The sequence below is a fragment of the Pseudomonas sp. GW822-FHT02D10 genome, from assembly GCF_058802345.1.
In genome coordinates, this window is sequence record NZ_JBXAOB010000010.1 from 212517 (window position 1) to 227491 (window position 14975).

Below are 14975 nucleotides of genomic sequence, written 5' to 3' on the forward strand. Positions count from 1 at the left end.
CCACAGGTACGGCGTGATGCCACAGATGACCGAACACCCGGTTTTGCGCGACAATAGCGGCCAGTTTCAGGAGTGAATCATGAGTGAGATGATCAATACGCCGGTAGACGGCACCCTCGATGCCACAGGCCTCAATTGCCCGGAGCCGGTGATGATGCTGCACCAGCATATTCGTGACCTGGTGCCTGGCGGCCTGCTCAAGGTGATCGCCACTGACCCGTCGACCCGTCGCGACATTCCCAAGTTTTGTGTGTTTCTGGACCATGAGCTGGTCGGGCAGCATGAAGAGGCAGGCACCTACCTCTATTGGATCCGCAAAAAAATCGCTTAACCCGCCGAACGGCTGATGCGAATCCGCTTGCGTGCACTGCGTGTCAGGCGGATCGACAGCATCAGCGCCGCGCAGCTCAAGCCGACGATCAAACCCTGCCACAGCCCGCTCGGGCCACTCGGCGCGCCGAGCCAATCGGTCAGGCCAAGGGCGTAACCCACGGGTAAACCAATCCCCCAGTAGGCGAACAAAGTCAGGATCATCGTCACGCGAGTGTCTTGATAGCCGCGCAAGGCGCCTGCCGCAGTCACCTGGATCGCATCCGAGAACTGAAACAGCGCCGAATAGACGATCAGCATCGACGCCACTTGAATCACGATCGGGTCGGCGGTGTAAATCGCCGCGATATGTTCGCGCATCAACAGCATCATGCTCGCCGACAGGCACGCGTAAGCCAGTGCAGTGCCCATGCCGACACCCGCGGCGAAGCGTGCTTCACGGGACTCCTCGCGGCCGAGTGCCTGGCCGACCCGTACGGTCACGGCCATGCCCAGGGAGTAGGGGATCATGAACACCAGCGAGCTGAAGTTCAGGGCAATCTGGTGCCCGGCCACCACCGTGGCGCCGAGGCTGCCGATCAACAGGGCGATCACCGCGAAGATGCTCGACTCGGCGAACACCGCAATGCCAATCGGTAGACCGATGCTGAGCAGACGCTTGATCACTGCCCATTGCGGCCAGTCGAAACGGCTGAACAACTGACTCGATTGATAGGCCGGCGCCCAACGCTCCCAGCCGGCCATGCCCAGCGCCATTACCCACATTACGATGGCTGTGGCCCAACCGCAGCCGACGCCGCCCATGGCGGGTACGCCGAGATGGCCGTAGATGAAGATGTAGTTCAGCGGAATATTCAGCGCCAGCCCGCACAGACCCAGCACCATCGCCGGCCGGGTGCGTCCCAGACCGTCACTGAAGCAGCGCAGCACGTGATACAGCGCCACCGCCGGCAGGCCACTGGCGATGCCGTGCAGGTATTGCATGCACGGGCCGATCAGTTCGGGATCGACCTTCATGATGTGCAGGATCGGTTCGGCGCTGAACAGCATGCCGGTCGCCATCAGGCCCACCACCAGCGCCAGCCACAACGCTTGCCGCACGATCGGGCCGATTTCGGCGTGGGTTCCGGCACCGAAGCGCTGAGCCACTTTGGGTGTGGTCGCCAGCAGCGTGCCGGTCATCAGCAGAAACACCGGCACCCAGATCGAGTTACCCAGCGCCACCGCCGCCAAGTCGCGCGGCCCGACGCGGCCGGCCATCACTGCATCGACGAAGCCCATGGCAGTGGTTGCGAGCTGCGCGATCATGATCGGCAGCGCCAGGCCAAGCAGGTTTTTAAGCTCCAGGCGAACCCGGGCCGGGCGGCTGAGGGAAAGAGCAGTGGGGCTGTCAGTTACGGAATTCACAGGCGAAGCGTCCAATGGGGTTTGATGCGCAGGGCGGTGCATTCTACGCGTTGACGCCGCAGTCAGGAAAACTCCTGTGTTACGGATTTGTAAGCCTTGCACCTTTGCATGTCCCCGCCGCAGGAGCTGTGCGCTACACTGCCGATCCGCCAAAGGAGCCTGCCATGCTGATTGTTGCCGACGAAAATATCCCGCTGCTCGATGCGTTCTTTGAAGGTTTCGGCGAAATCCGCCGCGTACCGGGACGCTCCATCGACCGCGCCACGGTTGAACAGGCCGATGTGCTGCTGGTGCGCTCGGTGACCAACGTTGACCGCGACTTGCTGGAAGGCAGCAAGGTGCGGTTTGTCGGCACCTGCACCATTGGCACCGATCACCTGGATCTGGACTACTTTCAGCAGGCCGGCATCATCTGGTCCAGCGCGCCGGGCTGCAATGCCCGAGGCGTGGTCGACTACGTGCTGGGCAGCCTGCTGACCCTGGCCGAAATCGAAGGCGTCGATCTGGCCGAGCGCACATACGGGGTCGTCGGCGCCGGTGAAGTTGGCGGTCGACTGGTCAAGGTTCTGCAAGGCCTGGGCTGGAAGGTGCTGGTGTGTGATCCACCGCGTCAGGCGGCCGAAGGCGGCGAATTCGTCAGCCTGGAGCAGATCATCAGGCAATGCGATGTCATCAGCTTGCATACCCCGTTGAGCAAAAACGCTGAGCAGCCGACCTGGCACCTGTTTGACGAAAGCCGCTTGAACCAACTCAAGCCCGGCGCCTGGCTGATCAATGCCAGCCGTGGCCCGGTGGTGGATAACGCCGCGCTGCGCGAAGTGTTGCTGGAGCGCGAAGACCTGCAAGCGGTGCTGGATGTGTGGGAAGGCGAGCCGAGTGTCGATATCGGGTTGGCCGAGCTGTGCGTGATCGCCACCCCGCATATCGCCGGATACAGCCTCGACGGCAAGCAGCGCGGGACCGCGCAGATCTATCAGGCGTTTTGCCAGTTCCTCGGGCAGCCAGCCCACGTCTCTCTTGATGAGCTGTTGCCGGCACCGTGGCTGGCGCAAGTTCACTTGAACGCCAGTTGTGATCCAGCCTGGGCCTTGGCGACGGTCTGCCGTGGGGTGTACGACCCGCGCCGCGATGACGCGGATTTCCGCCGCAGCCTGGTGGTCAGCGGTGCCGAACAGCGCACAGCGTTTGACCTGCTGCGCAAGCATTACCCGGAACGTCGAGAGATTGACGGGCTGAAGGTGCACATTGACGGTGAATCACCGGCCTTGCGGCAAATGGTGGCGGCGCTGGGGGCAACGGCTGTCTAGCGACCAGCAGGCCAGTATTGCTGGCCTCAACCCCCCTTCGGCAACTCCATCAAAAACCGCGTCCAGCCCTGGCCCGATTCGCAACGAATCGTCCCGCCATGGGCGCGGATGATCGACTGAGTGATCGCCAACCCCAATCCCGCATGCTCGCTACTGCCTTCATGGCGTGCCGGGTCTGCGCGGTAGAAACGGTCAAACAAGCGCGGTAGCAACGCTTCGGGAATGCCTTCTCCGGAGTTCTCGATACTCAGGCTCAAGCCTTTCGGCTTATCGACAATCCGCACTTGAACCTCGCCGTGTGGCGGGGTAAATCGTAGTGCGTTGTCCAGCAGATTGGAGAGGGCGCGACGCAGCATGCTTCGGTCGCCACTGATACCGGCGCTACCGAGTCGGGTCAGTTTGACCTGGGCGTCTTCGGCCAACGGTGCGAAGAACTCCAGCAGCAGATCCGCTTCCTCAGCCAGTTGCAGCGGCTCGCGTTTTGGAATCAGCAAACCGTGATCGGCCTTGGCCAGGTAGAGCATGTCGTTGACCAGTTGCGCCATCCATTGCAGCTCTTCGAGGTTGCTGTGCAGCGCCTCGCGGTAATCTTCCAGGTCACGCGGGCGGGTGAGGGTGACCTGAGTGTGGGTCAGCAGGTTCGACAACGGCGTGCGCAGCTCGTGGGCGATGTCGGCGGAGAAGGCTGACAGTCGCTGGAACGAGTCGTCGAGACGGCCGAGCATGGCGTTAAACGTGTGGGCCAGTTCGGCGAGCTCCGTGGGCATTTGATCTTCGGGCAGGCGCTGGGTCAGTGAGCTGGCAGAGACCCCGGCGGCCACTTCACTCATGCGCCGCAACGGCCGCAAACCACTGCGCGCCGCCCACGCACCGAGCAGCGCGGTGGTCAGCGCCGACAGGCCGACGGTCAGCCAGATCAAATGCTGCATGCGCTGCAAAAAGTGCTGATGGTGAGTGATGTCGAGCATCAGAATCAGTTGCGCGGAATCGGCTTTTTTCGGCTCCAGTGCCGCGCTATAGACCCGATATGCCGTGCTGACACTGTGCAAGCTGTGAAGGCCGGGCTGGGCTGGCAAGTCGGCAGGCAGGTTCGTTGCGCTGTCGAACCACACGCGACCATCGGCACCGCGCACTCGCAATGCGAGGTCCGGCTGATGGATCATTTCCTCCTGCAACCTTGCTTTGCGTTCGGCGAACAGCAGCGGGTCGTTGGCACCCTGCAAGGCGCTGCGCAGGGCGATCAGTTTGCCGTCGAGCAGTTGCTGGTCGAGTTCAATGAAGTGCGTTTCGCTGGCGCGACTGAACAGCACCCCGGCGAACAACGAAACCACCGCCGTGCAGGCAGCGAACAGTAAGGCCAGGCGGCCGCTCAGGGACAGACGGCGCATCAGGCGGGACGCTCTTCAAGCACGTAACCCATGCCGCGCACGGTATGAATCAACTTGTTCGGGAAGTCGTCGTCGATCTTCAGGCGCAGCCGGCGGACCGCCACTTCAATGACGTTGGTGTCGCTGTCGAAATTCATGTCCCAGACCTGCGAAGCGATCAGCGATTTGGGCAGCACTTCGCCCTGACGACGCAGGAGCATTTCCAGCAGGGCGAATTCCTTGGCGGTCAGGTCGATGCGCTGGCCGCTGCGCTCAACCCGGCGACGGATCAGGTCCAGACGCAAATCCGCCAGTTGCAGACTGGTTTCCTGCGGCGTCGCGCTGCCGCGACGCAACAGGCTGCGCACGCGAGCGAGGAGTTCGGAAAAGGCGAAGGGCTTGACCAGGTAGTCGTCGGCGCCCAGTTCCAGGCCATGAACCCGGTCTTCAACGGCATCGCGAGCGGTGAGAAACAACACCGGGATGTCCAGGCCGGCGCTGCGCACGGCTTGCAGAATCTGCCAACCGTCACGACCGGGGAGCATCACGTCGAGAATCAGCAACGCATAATCCCCGGTCAGCGCCAGGTGTTGGCCGGTGTTGCCGTCGGCCACCAGTTCAGCGTTGAAACCGGCCTCGGTCAGGCCCTGGCGCAAGTAATGACCGGTTTTCGGTTGGTCTTCGACGATCAGCAGTTTCATGGGTTGCTCTTCATGGGTAGCTTGAGGTCAATGGAACAGCTGCGTTATACCGTGGCGGGCGGCCATGCAGCGCAACCTTACAAAGTTGTAATCTGACCGTCAGCTGGCTGGCAGCGGCGCAGTCTTAGAGTTTCCCACAGGCTGAACCTCATCTTGTTGGAGTGTGATCATGTTTTTGCGTCATCGACTGGTACTTGCGGGCTGTTTGCTGGTGTTGAGTTTTCCCGTGTGGGCCTCGCCAGCACAGACCTACAACTTCGGCGCACCGGCCCTGGCGGCAAAGGCTACGCGCACCGTCGAAATCGTGATGGGCGATCTATCGTTCACGCCCAAGGCGCTGGAAATCAAAGCCGGCGAGACGGTGCGTTTTGTATTGATCAATAAAGGTCAGTTACTGCACGAGTTCAATCTCGGCGACGCATCGATGCACGCGGCACATCAACAGGAAATGCTGAACATGCAGCAGAGCGGCATGCTCACCCCGACTGCAATGAAAAGCGCTTCCATGGACCACGGCTCGATGCCAGGCATGGATCACGGCGCAAGCATGACGCACGATGATCCGAACAGTGTGCTGGTGGAACCGGGCAAAACCGCCGAGCTGACCTGGACCTTCAACAAGGCCGGCGGTCTGGAATTCGCCTGCAACATCCCCGGTCACTATCAGGCGGGCATGGTCGGCAAACTGACTGTCAGTCAGTAAGCACTCAAAGGCGGGAGCAAAGGCTGATAGAATCCGCTGATTCTTCAGTCAGGTTTCCGCCATGCATCCCGCAGCCGAACATTCGCCGCTGGGCAAATCCAGCGAATACATCGCCACGTACACGCCGTCCTTGCTGTTCCCTATCCCACGCACCGCGAAATGGGCCGAATTGGGACTGACGGCTGAAACCCTGCCGTACAAGGGCGTGGACTTCTGGAACTGCTTCGAGCTGTCCTGGCTGTTGCCGTCGGGCAAGCCAGTGGTGGCCATCGGCGAATTCAGCATCCCGGCGGACTCGCCGAACATCATCGAATCGAAGTCGTTCAAGCTGTACCTGAACTCGCTGAACCAGACGCCGTTCGCCGATACCCAAAGCCTTGAAGCCACGTTGGTGACTGACCTGTCGGCCGCCGCGGGCAAACCGGTGGGCGTGCGTATTCGCAGCTTGAACGAGGTTCAGGCTGAAGGCGTCGTAGCGCTGCCGGGTGTGTGCATCGATGATCTGGACATCAGCGTCAGCAACTATGAGCATCCGCGTCCGGAACTGCTGCATTGCGACGATTCGCGCATCGTTGAAGAGAGCGTGCACAGCCATTTGCTCAAATCCAATTGCCCGGTCACTAGCCAGCCGGACTGGGGCAGCGTCGCGGTCGAGTACCGTGGCGCGGCGCTCGATCACGCCAGCCTGCTGGCCTATCTGGTGAGCTTCCGTCAGCATTCGGACTTCCACGAGCAGTGTGTAGAGCGGATTTTCCTCGACCTGCAACGCTTGCTGAAACCGGAAAAACTGACCGTGTATGCGCGGTACGTGCGTCGCGGCGGGCTGGACATCAACCCGTATCGCAGCACTGAAGAGGTGCAACTGCCGAACCACCGTCTGGTCCGTCAGTAGAGATCCAGTGTGGGAGCGAGCCTGCTCGCGATGACGGCGGCACATTCAACATCAAGGTGATGGTCAGATCGCTATCGCGAGCAGGCTCGCTCCCACAGGAGATTGCATTTCAGGCCGTATAAAACGAAAAAGCCCCGCTATCGCTAGCGGGGCTTTTTTGCATCTTGGGGGTCAGATCCCGATATTGCCCAGGGTCTGCACAATGTTGCGCAAAACGGTGGCCAGCGCCGGGTGGTCCACTTCAAAGCGCTCCACGGCAAGGTTTACGCCGTCCGCCAGGCTGCTGTCAGGCGTCGCGGTTTCCAGTTTGATTTGCGCTTCGATCTTCTGCATCAGTTCTTGCAGGTGTTCACGTTCTTCCAGCGTGAGCGGTGGGTTCTGCTCCAGTTGCTCGCGTAGAGCGTTGAGCTGTTCTTGCAGTTCGCGGGCAGGCATGGCGTTCTTCCTTTTATCGATAGGCACTGGCATAGACCGCAGCGGTGGGCCAAAGGTCTGCATCTGACCTTTAGATTAATCCACTGACGAGCGAAGTGCATGATCTTGATCAAGAACGGCCAATCAGGGCTTTTCACCCTTGCGTCGGCGCAGGCCGATGTCTGACAGACAGGTGTCGAGTTCGCCCAGATGATCGATCACCGAGTGCACGCCGAGGCTGAAGAGTTGCACGGTCGCCTTGCCGCGTTTGAGCTCGCGCTCCTGCTGGCTCAAGGCTTGCCACTCACTGGGCGCCAGCCCGCAGAGTGAGCCGCAGGATGCCAGGCCGATGGTCCACAGTCCGGCGTTGAGACCCGATTGCAGCAAGCGCGGCTCACCGCTGACCAGCACGCATCCATCCAGGCGATCAATGTTCAAAGCCATCAATGCTTGCCAGCACGCATCGGGGGAGGGCCATTGTCCGACGCTGAGTGTGTGCGGGCTGGCGGTGATCCAGTCCGGTAGCGAGGCTGCCAGAGCCTGGCTTTGTGCGTGCGGCAGCTCATCCAGCCAGGCACACGGAATGCCTTGAAGTTGCAGGCTGTAGAGTGCTTCCAGGGCCCCCGGTGTCAGGTGTGCACGTTCGGCGTCATCGCGGCTGTTCTGACGGCTGCGGGCGCCAAAATCCACCAGGCAGCCGCTGAGACCGAAGAGCACCGCGGTCGGGTTGGGAGTGGTGTGGGGTAGGGCTTGGGCGTGAGGCATTTCGACGTCCCTGAAATAACCTGAGAGGTTATGGAGGGACCATGACAGTTGAGTGACATCGGGATGAATCGGCGTTTCCCGGGTGGCTGCCTAAAAAAACTTATCCGTCTTATACTAGCGCGCTTATCGCCCGGGTATTGAGGCCCGCGCCAGTACGGTCCAAGGAGTTTTTTACTATGCGCTGGAGCAATCGTCTAGCTCGACTATGTGTGTGTGCCAGCGTATTGCTGGTTCCGTTCGCCGCCCAGGCGGCATCGGAAGATGACCCTTGGGAAAGCGTGAACCGACCGATCTACAAGTTTAACGATGTACTGGATACCTACGCCTTGAAGCCGATTGCGCAGGGCTATCAGTTCATTACGCCGACGTTTCTCTCAGACGGCATTCACAATATGTTCCGCAACATCGGTGACGTCGGCAACCTGGCCAACGACATCCTGCAGGCCAAGCCTCGCGCCGCGGGTGTCGATACGGCTCGCGTGCTGATGAACACCACCTTCGGCCTGGCCGGTTTCTTCGATGTGGGCACCAAAATGGGCCTGCAACGCAACGACGAAGACTTCGGTCAGACCCTCGGTCACTGGGGTGTGCCTAGCGGCCCTTACGTGATGCTGCCGTTCTTCGGCCCGAGCACGTTGCGTGATGCACCGTCCATGTACGTCGACACTTACACCCAACCCTACCGCTACATGAACGACATTCCGGCGCGCAACATGGCGTATGGCATGAAGGTGATCGACACCCGTGCCAGCCTGTTGTCGAGCGAGAAGCTGATCACAGGCGATAAATACATCTTCATTCGCAACGCTTACCTGCAGAACCGCGAATTCAAGGTCAAGGACGGCAAGGTTGAAGACGATTTTTAAATCGTCACCTGCACAACAGGAAGGCGGCCATTTGGCCGCCTTCCTGGTTTCTGTTCACGCTCAATTCATTTTCAGGATTGTAAGCCCAAGTTTCTGGCCGCCGGCGTCCTGTTGAGTCACCCAGACCACTTCGGTCTCGGCTTCCAGGCCCTTGAGCGCCGCGTGCTCGGAATCGATGCGTACGTTCAGCGTGTCGCCCACCTGGAACGAACGGCTGGCCCGAACCTGCATGCCACTGCTGGAAAGGTCGATACAGATGGCTGGAATCAAATCGCCGGCGTGGATCAATGTGACGTCTGCATCGACCCGCATGCGGATGTAATCGCGCTTTTCGCTGTAGTCACGATCGGTTTGGCTCATGGGCTCGATCCTTCCATTATGTTGCGGTTTTGGCTGTTCTTATAACTCCCGGTGATTTGCGATGTAAAGACGCCTGATGACCATCGGCGTGAGCTTGAAACGCCTCGCGGATGGGAGTACCGTCTGCGCCTTAGAAGGGCACCTCTGATGAACACGCTTGTAGGGCAAATGCTCGAAAGCAGTGCGACAGAGAGGCTAGAAAGCGAATCCAGTAGTGTGTGCCGGGCCGAATGCCCTGCCAGCTACGCCAACCTAATTCTGGCGCCGTTTGCCCACATGCAAAAAACCAGTGCCACGCTGCTGATAATCGATGACGACGAAGTAGTACGCGCGAGTCTCGCGGCCTATTTGGAAGACAGTGGGTTCAGCGTCCTTCAGGCCAGTAATGGCCAGCAGGGGCTTCAGGTATTCGAGCAAAACCAACCCGATCTGGTGATCTGCGATCTGCGCATGCCGCAGATGGGCGGGCTCGAACTCATTCGTCAGGTCACTGACCTTTCGCCGCAAACCCCGGTGATCGTGGTCTCGGGTGCCGGCGTGATGAACGACGCTGTCGAGGCCTTGCGCCTGGGCGCGGCGGACTACCTGATCAAACCGCTGGAAGATCTGGCCGTGCTCGAGCACTCCGTGCGCCGGGCCCTGGACCGTGCGCGTCTGCTGCTGGAAAACCAGCGCTATCGGGTAAAACTCGAGACCGCCAACCGCGAGCTCGAAGCCAGCCTGAACCTGTTGCAGGAAGATCAGAACGCCGGGCGTCAGGTGCAGATGAACATGCTGCCGGTCAGTCCCTGGACGATCGACGAGTTCAAGTTTGCGCACCAGATCATCCCATCGCTGTACCTGTCGGGCGACTTCGTTGACTACTTTCGGGTCGACGAACGTCGGGTAGCCTTCTACCTGGCGGATGTTTCAGGACATGGCGCTTCATCGGCATTCGTGACCGTGCTGCTGAAATTCATGACCACGCGCTTGCTGTTCGAATCCAAGCGTAATGGCACCTTGCCGGAATTCACCCCTTCGGAAGTCCTCGGCCATATCAACCGGGGCCTGATCAGCTGTAAGCTGGGCAAACATGTCACGATGGTCGGTGGAGTCATCGACGAGGAGACGGGTTTGTTGACCTATAGCATCGGCGGGCACCTGCCGTTGCCAGTGTTATACACGCCAGACAGTGTGGGTTATCTAGAAGGACGCGGTCTGCCGGTGGGCTTGTTCAATGAAGCCACCTATGAAGACCACGTCATCGAGCTGCCGCCGGTGTTCAGCCTGACGCTGATGTCCGATGGCATTCTGGACCTTTTGCCAGAACCTACACTCAAAGAGAAAGAAGCTGCCTTACCGCAACGGGTAAGAACGGCAGGCGGCAGCCTGGATGGCTTGCGGCAGGTTTTTGGATTGGCCACGCTAGGGGAGATGCCGGATGATATCGCCTTGTTGGTGTTGAGCAGGAATCTTTAATGAGTACCGGTAGAATCCAGTTCGCCGAGCAGGACGGCACCTTCGTCTTGAAGTTCGTCGGTGAAGTTCGCCTGACCCTGTGTTCGGCGTTGGATGCGACTATTGAGCGGATCTTCAGCGCGTTGAATTTCAACGCGATCGTAATCGATCTGACTGAAACCTGCAGCATCGACAGCACCACGCTGGGCCTGTTGGCCAAGCTGTCGATCATGTCGCGGCAAAAGGTCGGTCTGCTGCCGACCGTTGTCACCACCCACGAAGACATCACCCGTCTGTTGGAATCCATGGGCTTTGAGCAGGTGTTCAACATCGTTGACCGCCCGATTCCCTGCCCGGAATGCCTGACTGATCTGCCAGACCAGGATCAGTCCGAAGAAGTGGTGCGGATCAAGGTGCTGGAAGCGCACAAGATCCTCATGGGCCTGAACGACTCCAACCGCGAAGCTTTTCATGACTTGGTGAACGCCCTGGAGCGTCACTGATTTCCTGAGGCCGTGTGTACCGCTGTGGCCCCTTCGCGAGCAAGCCCGCTCCCACAACTAATCTTGCGTCGATCACACTTGCGTGGTCTGACACAGATCCCCTGTGGGAGCGAGCTTGCTCGCGATGGCGTCAGACCTGCCACCCGTTGCCTTGGCGCGAAGCTCACTCAATCCCGCCGCTAGCGCACAAAAAAGGGCGAACCTGTGAAGGTTCGCCCTTTTTGCGCTGGCCCGGATTAGATCAGAGCTTGGCTTGCAGCAACGCTTCCAGCTTCTCCTGGTCGCGAGCGAACTGACGAATACCTTCCGCCAGTTTCTCGGTGGCCATGGCATCTTCGTTCGAAGCCCAGCGGAACTGCGCTTCAGTCAGGCTCTGACGCGCTTCGCCGGCGTGGCCTGGCGCCAGTTTGCGTTCCAGCTTGCCAGTGTCGGCCGCCAGTTTCTCGATCAAGTCCGGGCTGATGGTCAGGCGATCACAGCCAGCCAGTTGCTCGATCTGATTCAGATTACGGAAGCTCGCCCCCATGACCACGGTCTTGTAGTCATTGGCCTTGTAGTAGTTGTAGATGCGCGTCACCGACTGCACGCCCGGATCATCGGCACCGGTGTAGTCGTTGCCGTTGGCCTTCTTGTACCAGTCGTAGATGCGGCCCACGAACGGCGAAATCAGGAACACCCCGGCCTCGGCGCAGGCAACCGCCTGAGCGAAGGAAAACAGCAAGGTCAGGTTGGTCTGAATACCTTCGCGTTCCAGCTTCTCGGCGGCGCGGATGCCTTCCCAGGTGGAGGCGATCTTGATCAACACGCGGTCGCGGCCAATACCGGCTTTTTCGTACAGTTCGATCAGACGGTGCGCGCGCTTCAAGACGGCGTCAGTGTCGAACGACAGGCGCGCATCCACTTCAGTGGAAATACGCCCTGGAATCACTTTCAGAATCTCTTGACCGACCGCAACACCAAAACGGTCGCTGGCCAGGCCCACGTCGCCTTTGCAGTCGTTGACACAGGCGTTCAGCAAATCGGCGTAAGCAGGAATGGCCGCCGCTTTAAGCAGCAGGGAAGGGTTGGTGGTGGCATCCACCGGTTTAACGCGAGCGATTGCCTCGAAGTCGCCGGTATCGGCCACCACGGTGGTGATTTGTTTGAGTTGTTCCAGCTTGGAAGTCATGAGCGTGCTCTATCCTGTGGGTCTGTTGACATTACCCGAGCGTTGACGACCACTCAAGGGCGCAAATGCGTAACAACGGCCAGGGCGGCGACAACCTGGGAACAGGCGTCTGAAAGGCCCGGTGTTATCTGGTAATTACGATATCAAAACAGACCACAGGTTCAACCGGAGTGACGGTTAACGCCCCTCCAGCAACTCCGCCGCCTGATCCAGCAACGCCAAAGGCTCTTTAGCCTTATGGATATCCACCGACAACAACTGCCGAAACTTGCGCGCCCCCGGAAAACCGGTGCCCAGGCCCAATACATGCCGAGTGATATGGTGCATCGCACCGCCCGCATCCAGATGCGCAGCGATGTAAGGCCGCAACTGCGCCAACGCCTCAGCCCGCGAAATCACCGGCGCCGTACTGCCGAACAGTTGCTGATCCACCTCAGCCATCACATACGGGTTGTGATACGCCTCACGACCCAGCATGACCCCGTCAAAGATCTGCAAATGCTCGTGACAGGCCTCCAGCGTCTTGATCCCGCCGTTGAGAATAATCTCCAACTCCGGAAAATCCGCCTTCAACTGCGCCGCCACGTCATAGCGCAGCGGTGGAATGTCCCGATTCTCCTTCGGCGACAACCCCTCCAGAATCGCAATCCGCGCATGCACGGTAAAACTCGTGCACCCGGCATCCCGAACCGTCCCGACGAAATCACACAACTCAGCGTAACTATCCCGCCCATTGATCCCGATCCGATGCTTCACCGTCACCGGAATCGACACCGCATCGCGCATCGCCTTCACACACTCCGCCACCAACACCGGATGCGCCATCAGGCACGCACCAATCATATTGTTCTGCACCCGATCACTCGGACAGCCGACGTTGAGGTTCACCTCGTCGTAACCGTGCTCCTGAGCCATGCGCGCGCAAGCGGCCAGGTCGGCAGGGACGCTACCGCCCAACTGCAGAGCGAGCGGGTGCTCGGCTTCGTTGTGACGCAGGAAACGTTCGTGATCGCCGTTGAGGAGCGCGCCGGTGGTGACCATTTCTGTGTAGAGGAGAGCATGCTTGGAGAGCAGGCGCAGGAAGAAACGGCAGTGACGGTCAGTCCAATCCATCATCGGGGCGACGGAGAAGCGGCGGGAGAGGGATTGGGGTGTGGCTGGCGTGGTGAGTAAGGGCATGGGTATCTGGATGGGTGGGGCGAGACGGCAGTTTATCAGGAATGGACTGGGATGGCTGAAAGGGGTGAGCTGTGCCGGGTGTCTCGGTGTGTCTTCAGCTCTAGGCTATTATGATCAGTTAGGCAGGCAGTCTTGGTAGGCCAATGCCTGCGTGCTCAATATTCCCAACCTCATTCAAACCGCTCTGAGGAGAATACGATGAACAACAAACTCGCGGCGTTATCTGTTGTCTTTGCGATGGGTTGCCTTGGGTCATCAGCGGGTTGGGCTGAGCCTGGCGATTACATCATGGTTACCCCAAAAGACATCAAGTGGGCCGATAACCCTGCTTTACCAAAGGGGGCAAAAACCGCCGTCATCCAGGGCGACCCCAAAGTTGGCCCATATATCGTGCGAGTAAAACTCCCGCCGAACTATATTATTCCCGCCCACACTCATCCGGACGAGCGCACAGTCACCGTGATCTCGGGTACGTGGTATCACGGCGATGGGGATAAATTCGATGCGAAAAAATTACACGAATTTCCGGCCGGAAGTATTTATGGCGAGGGTCACGTGAAGCACTTTGGGGCAAGCAAAGGCACAGAGGTAATCCTTCAGGTGGAGGGCCCCGGCCCAAGCGGGATTGACTACGTCAACCCTGCAGACGATCCAAGAAAAAAATAGCGTTCACTCTGACACTCAGTTTGGAGTGGTCAACTAATATTGAGTGGCTATTTGCTATTCGTGCAGAGTCTCGGTGCAATTTGCATGCGCTGAAGAAAATCTGCATAGGAGGGAAGTGGGCAGCGAGGAAGGAGGGTTGAGGACAGGAATGCTTGAGCGTGCTCATCTCCGAACATGGCCATTAGCGTACGCAAACCGCATAGCTCGCTGTCAATCTCTGCGGGTTCGAATATGGAGTTCGGAAGGTTTTTGAAATCGGGGCTTCGGCGAAGCTCCCGCACCTTCCTCCGAATCTGCCTGAATAGATCAGAGTTTTGGTTGCGTGATTGATACACATGGCGCAACTCATGTGCCAACACCCAGGTGAACAATTCATCGGGGTAGTCAATGGCCTGACGAGAAAGCCAGACCAGGTGAGTGCAAGCTGGGTCGCGCATCACCTTCAGCAGATATTCAGGGACTTTTTTCTGAGGGCGGCCGGGAGTCCAAAAGAAAGCTATGTCTTTGAATTCATCCAGAACGTCAGAATTCACGGTGTAGTTATCTGCATCAAGGACGAGGTGAGAAGGTTGATATTCAGCACCAAGACGATCGACTACGAGACTAATAAGCCCGGTGCGTGAGAAGAAACTACTGACCGGATTGTTGATTATTTCCAATTGCACCTCTAGCGGCCGACCCCTCTGCAGTTTGAGGGTAGATGGCTTTGCGATGCCTTCCATAGAAGACCAAAAGGTGAGGATGCGCCAGCACCAGTTGACCTGTGCTGGCGATCAGTGCGGCCAATCCATTATCGGAGCTAAGTCTAGGTGGCGTCGAAAGACCGTTGTTGCGGGACTGTCATAAATTTTGTGTTCGGGCATAACATGTTGCAGAGGTGCATGTATGCCGACCAAGAAAAAACCGGCCC

General features: G+C 59.1%; 17 protein-coding genes. 8 read left to right on the forward strand and 9 right to left on the reverse strand.

The features are described 5' to 3' along the window. Positions 1–79 precede the first annotated feature (79 nt). A complete protein-coding gene (gene tusA, locus AC1RPZ_RS18030) occupies positions 80–331 on the forward strand; it encodes a sulfurtransferase TusA (protein WP_493138318.1) in 252 nt (83 codons plus the stop codon). On the opposite strand, the gene AC1RPZ_RS18035 is transcribed toward tusA, so the two are convergent. Continuing rightward, on the reverse strand, positions 328–1737 hold the full coding sequence (locus AC1RPZ_RS18035) for an MATE family efflux transporter (protein ID WP_493138319.1): 1410 nt from the start codon (positions 1735–1737) through the stop codon (positions 328–330). The two genes, tusA and AC1RPZ_RS18035, sit on opposite strands and share 4 nt — an antisense overlap. 164 nt (positions 1738–1901) lie before the next feature. On the opposite strand from AC1RPZ_RS18035, the gene pdxB reads away from it, so the two are divergent. After that, on the forward strand, positions 1902–3044 hold the full coding sequence (pdxB, locus tag AC1RPZ_RS18040; protein ID WP_493138320.1) for a 4-phosphoerythronate dehydrogenase PdxB: 1143 nt from the start codon (positions 1902–1904) through the stop codon (positions 3042–3044). 26 nt (positions 3045–3070) lie between these two features. Here pdxB and AC1RPZ_RS18045 read toward each other — a convergent pair whose 3' ends face one another. Next, on the reverse strand, positions 3071–4432 hold the full coding sequence (locus AC1RPZ_RS18045; protein ID WP_493138321.1) for a heavy metal sensor histidine kinase: 1362 nt from the start codon (positions 4430–4432) through the stop codon (positions 3071–3073). Further along, positions 4432–5112, reverse strand: a complete 681-nt coding sequence (locus tag AC1RPZ_RS18050; RefSeq protein WP_493138322.1) for a heavy metal response regulator transcription factor — start codon at positions 5110–5112, stop codon at positions 4432–4434. The genes AC1RPZ_RS18045 and AC1RPZ_RS18050 overlap by 1 nt, the downstream gene beginning before the upstream one ends. 169 nt (positions 5113–5281) lie before the next feature. Here AC1RPZ_RS18050 and copI point away from each other — a divergent pair, with 169 nt between their 5' ends. Both copI and queF read left to right on the forward strand, forming a co-directional pair. Beyond that, complete coding sequence (gene copI, locus AC1RPZ_RS18055; protein ID WP_493138323.1) at positions 5282–5815, forward strand: copper-resistant cuproprotein CopI; 534 nt, start codon at positions 5282–5284, stop codon at positions 5813–5815. Between the two features lie 61 nt (positions 5816–5876). After that, positions 5877–6707: an NADPH-dependent 7-cyano-7-deazaguanine reductase QueF gene (queF, locus tag AC1RPZ_RS18060; protein ID WP_493138324.1), complete on the forward strand. Its 831-nt coding sequence runs from the start codon at positions 5877–5879 to the stop codon at positions 6705–6707. Positions 6708–6878: 171 nt separating this feature from the next. On the opposite strand, the gene AC1RPZ_RS18065 is transcribed toward queF, so the two are convergent. Both AC1RPZ_RS18065 and pcrP read right to left on the reverse strand, forming a co-directional pair. Next, on the reverse strand, positions 6879–7142 hold the full coding sequence (locus AC1RPZ_RS18065; RefSeq protein ID WP_493138325.1) for a DUF4404 family protein: 264 nt from the start codon (positions 7140–7142) through the stop codon (positions 6879–6881). Between the two features lie 123 nt (positions 7143–7265). Next, positions 7266–7886 carry an HAD superfamily inactivated hydrolase PcrP gene (gene pcrP, locus AC1RPZ_RS18070; protein WP_493138326.1) on the reverse strand — a complete coding sequence of 207 codons (621 nt, stop codon included), beginning with the start codon at positions 7884–7886 and terminating at the stop codon, positions 7266–7268. 176 nt (positions 7887–8062) lie between these two features. Here pcrP and AC1RPZ_RS18075 point away from each other — a divergent pair, with 176 nt between their 5' ends. Next, positions 8063–8752 (forward strand): MlaA family lipoprotein, encoded by a 690-nt coding sequence (locus AC1RPZ_RS18075; protein ID WP_493138327.1) that lies wholly within the window; start codon positions 8063–8065, stop codon positions 8750–8752. Positions 8753–8812: 60 nt separating this feature from the next. On the opposite strand, the gene AC1RPZ_RS18080 is transcribed toward AC1RPZ_RS18075, so the two are convergent. Further along, on the reverse strand, positions 8813–9112 hold the full coding sequence (locus tag AC1RPZ_RS18080) for a PilZ domain-containing protein (RefSeq protein ID WP_493138328.1): 300 nt from the start codon (positions 9110–9112) through the stop codon (positions 8813–8815). 276 nt (positions 9113–9388) lie between these two features. Here AC1RPZ_RS18080 and rssB point away from each other — a divergent pair, with 276 nt between their 5' ends. Together rssB and rssC are read left to right on the forward strand one after the other, a co-directional pair. Further along, positions 9389–10570: a two-component system response regulator RssB gene (gene rssB, locus AC1RPZ_RS18085; RefSeq protein WP_493138335.1), complete on the forward strand. Its 1182-nt coding sequence runs from the start codon at positions 9389–9391 to the stop codon at positions 10568–10570. Beyond that, on the forward strand, positions 10570–11052 hold the full coding sequence (gene rssC, locus AC1RPZ_RS18090; protein ID WP_493138329.1) for an anti-sigma factor antagonist RssC: 483 nt from the start codon (positions 10570–10572) through the stop codon (positions 11050–11052). The genes rssB and rssC overlap by 1 nt, the downstream gene beginning before the upstream one ends. A 241-nt stretch (positions 11053–11293) precedes the next feature. On the opposite strand, the gene tal is transcribed toward rssC, so the two are convergent. Both tal and dusA read right to left on the reverse strand, forming a co-directional pair. Beyond that, positions 11294–12220 (reverse strand): transaldolase, encoded by a 927-nt coding sequence (tal, locus tag AC1RPZ_RS18095; RefSeq protein WP_493138330.1) that lies wholly within the window; start codon positions 12218–12220, stop codon positions 11294–11296. Between the two features lie 177 nt (positions 12221–12397). After that, on the reverse strand, positions 12398–13399 hold the full coding sequence (dusA, locus tag AC1RPZ_RS18100; protein WP_493138331.1) for a tRNA dihydrouridine(20/20a) synthase DusA: 1002 nt from the start codon (positions 13397–13399) through the stop codon (positions 12398–12400). 198 nt (positions 13400–13597) lie between these two features. Between dusA and AC1RPZ_RS18105 the strand changes: the two genes are divergently transcribed. Then, positions 13598–14065 (forward strand): cupin domain-containing protein, encoded by a 468-nt coding sequence (locus AC1RPZ_RS18105; protein ID WP_493138332.1) that lies wholly within the window; start codon positions 13598–13600, stop codon positions 14063–14065. Positions 14066–14112: 47 nt separating this feature from the next. On the opposite strand, the gene AC1RPZ_RS18110 is transcribed toward AC1RPZ_RS18105, so the two are convergent. Beyond that, positions 14113–14724, reverse strand: a complete 612-nt coding sequence (locus AC1RPZ_RS18110) for a hypothetical protein (RefSeq protein ID WP_493138333.1) — start codon at positions 14722–14724, stop codon at positions 14113–14115. Positions 14725–14975: the final 251 nt, after the last annotated feature.

What these genes read in the sequence shown, in the direction of transcription:
- AC1RPZ_RS18075 (WP_493138327.1), top strand. Translation starts at nt 8,063, where the DNA reads ATGCGCTGGAGCAATCGTCTAGCTCGACTATGTGTGTGTGCCAGCGTA.
- pcrP (WP_493138326.1), bottom strand. Translation starts at nt 7,886, where the DNA reads ATGCCTCACGCCCAAGCCCTACCCCACACCACTCCCAACCCGACCGCG.
- AC1RPZ_RS18050 (WP_493138322.1), bottom strand. Translation starts at nt 5,112, where the DNA reads ATGAAACTGCTGATCGTCGAAGACCAACCGAAAACCGGTCATTACTTG.
- AC1RPZ_RS18105 (WP_493138332.1), top strand. Translation starts at nt 13,598, where the DNA reads ATGAACAACAAACTCGCGGCGTTATCTGTTGTCTTTGCGATGGGTTGC.
- pdxB (WP_493138320.1), top strand. Translation starts at nt 1,902, where the DNA reads ATGCTGATTGTTGCCGACGAAAATATCCCGCTGCTCGATGCGTTCTTT.
- tusA (WP_493138318.1), top strand. Translation starts at nt 80, where the DNA reads ATGAGTGAGATGATCAATACGCCGGTAGACGGCACCCTCGATGCCACA.
- rssC (WP_493138329.1), top strand. Translation starts at nt 10,570, where the DNA reads ATGAGTACCGGTAGAATCCAGTTCGCCGAGCAGGACGGCACCTTCGTC.
- AC1RPZ_RS18080 (WP_493138328.1), bottom strand. Translation starts at nt 9,112, where the DNA reads ATGAGCCAAACCGATCGTGACTACAGCGAAAAGCGCGATTACATCCGC.
- copI (WP_493138323.1), top strand. Translation starts at nt 5,282, where the DNA reads ATGTTTTTGCGTCATCGACTGGTACTTGCGGGCTGTTTGCTGGTGTTG.
- rssB (WP_493138335.1), top strand. Translation starts at nt 9,389, where the DNA reads ATGCAAAAAACCAGTGCCACGCTGCTGATAATCGATGACGACGAAGTA.
- dusA (WP_493138331.1), bottom strand. Translation starts at nt 13,399, where the DNA reads ATGCCCTTACTCACCACGCCAGCCACACCCCAATCCCTCTCCCGCCGC.
- tal (WP_493138330.1), bottom strand. Translation starts at nt 12,220, where the DNA reads ATGACTTCCAAGCTGGAACAACTCAAACAAATCACCACCGTGGTGGCC.
- AC1RPZ_RS18045 (WP_493138321.1), bottom strand. Translation starts at nt 4,432, where the DNA reads ATGCGCCGTCTGTCCCTGAGCGGCCGCCTGGCCTTACTGTTCGCTGCC.
- AC1RPZ_RS18065 (WP_493138325.1), bottom strand. Translation starts at nt 7,142, where the DNA reads ATGCCTGCCCGCGAACTGCAAGAACAGCTCAACGCTCTACGCGAGCAA.
- queF (WP_493138324.1), top strand. Translation starts at nt 5,877, where the DNA reads ATGCATCCCGCAGCCGAACATTCGCCGCTGGGCAAATCCAGCGAATAC.